The 710-nt window shown below is 44.9% G+C and carries 2 protein-coding genes and 1 pseudogene; 2 read left to right on the top strand and 1 reads right to left on the bottom strand.

Annotated elements, in window-relative coordinates; translation table 11 throughout:
• Both ACWHAR_RS27140 and ACWHAR_RS27135 read left to right on the top strand, forming a co-directional pair.
• A pseudogene (locus ACWHAR_RS27140) lies at positions 1–117 on the top strand (hypothetical protein); the annotation flags it as partial.
• Positions 77–211, top strand: coding sequence for a hypothetical protein (locus ACWHAR_RS27135; RefSeq protein ID WP_121591398.1), 135 nt, complete (start codon positions 77–79; stop codon positions 209–211). The pseudogene ACWHAR_RS27140 and the gene ACWHAR_RS27135, both read left to right, overlap by 41 nt.
• Here the strand turns inward: ACWHAR_RS27135 and ACWHAR_RS27130 are convergent.
• The coding region (locus ACWHAR_RS27130; protein WP_452088440.1) for an ABC transporter permease at positions 172–710 on the bottom strand (539 nt) is incomplete at its 5' end. The genes ACWHAR_RS27135 and ACWHAR_RS27130 overlap by 40 nt on opposite strands.

Genomic DNA, 710 nt, shown 5'->3' with positions numbered 1-710 from the left:
TTGGCGGCTTTATTCGGCGCGACCGTCATGGCAATCAGTGAATATTGCTTCCATTTCTATATGATGAGAAAAGAGATTGGCAAGAAGCATTATCTTGAAACAAGAACAGACTCATAATAGAAAGGCCGGTGCTGACAGCATCGGCCTTTTATACATATTGGGCGCCTTTGTTTACGCATCCTGCTTGTCCGCATTCCTGATCGCCATGTAGGAAAAGAGCAATCCGAATGCCGCTAACGATAACGGGATATACACAACAGATGAAATCGAGAAGCCCGGACTTGTTGAACTGATGAGCATCACAATCACTACAGATGAAATGATGGTTGCCGGAACCGAGTGTTTACGCATTCCAAAAAAGATGGGAACTAAACTGGTTCCAGCGGCGCCAAAAGCGAAAACCGCCATTTTGACCGCCTGTTGAGAAATGATCTCGGAAGTAAGCTCTCCCGGTATGAAATGGTAGATCGAGTTTAGCCAAAAGAAACCGGCGGCTATGAGTATATTTGAAAGTAAAATCGTGATAAACGTCAGTCCGCCCGCGATCATGAGCTTAGCGGTGAGCAGCTTTTTACGGCTGATCGGGTACGTGAACATCACAAGAATGGTTTTGTTTTTATATTCCGAAATCACCAATTTTACGATCAGCACAGCACCAAATACGATAAATACCGCTCTGACGAAGGTGCCGATGATGAGGAATGCTTCAT

It is taken from the genome of Bacillus sp. LR--39, assembly GCF_053613335.1.
This window is presented reverse-complemented; position numbering and strand designations above follow the sequence as displayed.